At 70.9% G+C, this 261-nt stretch carries 1 pseudogene; it reads right to left on the reverse strand.

From position 1 onward, the window contains the following. A pseudogene (locus RM590_RS36285) lies at window positions 1-215 on the reverse strand (hypothetical protein); the annotation flags it as partial. Between the last annotated feature and the right edge of the window lie 46 nt (window positions 216-261).

Raw genomic sequence — 261 nt, forward strand, 5'->3', positions numbered from 1 at the left:
GCCCCGAGCACGATCGCGACTGCCAGTTGGACCAGCACCCCCGTGCGGTCCCGCCAGCCGGCCGCCGTGCTGGATGGCAGCACCTTCGCCAGCGCCCGCGTGAGCCCTGTGCGGTCCGCGCACCGGCGCAGCAGCACCGCCCCGGCATGCCCGATCAGCCTCTTCCCGTCGGCCACCACCGACAGCCGACGGTCCCACCCTGTACTCTCAACCACCGGAAAGGTGCCTTGCTCTCTGCAGCGGATACGACGTAGACACTCG

Source organism: Streptomyces litchfieldiae, from assembly GCF_031845365.1.
Taxonomy (GTDB): domain Bacteria; phylum Actinomycetota; class Actinomycetes; order Streptomycetales; family Streptomycetaceae; genus Streptomyces; species Streptomyces litchfieldiae.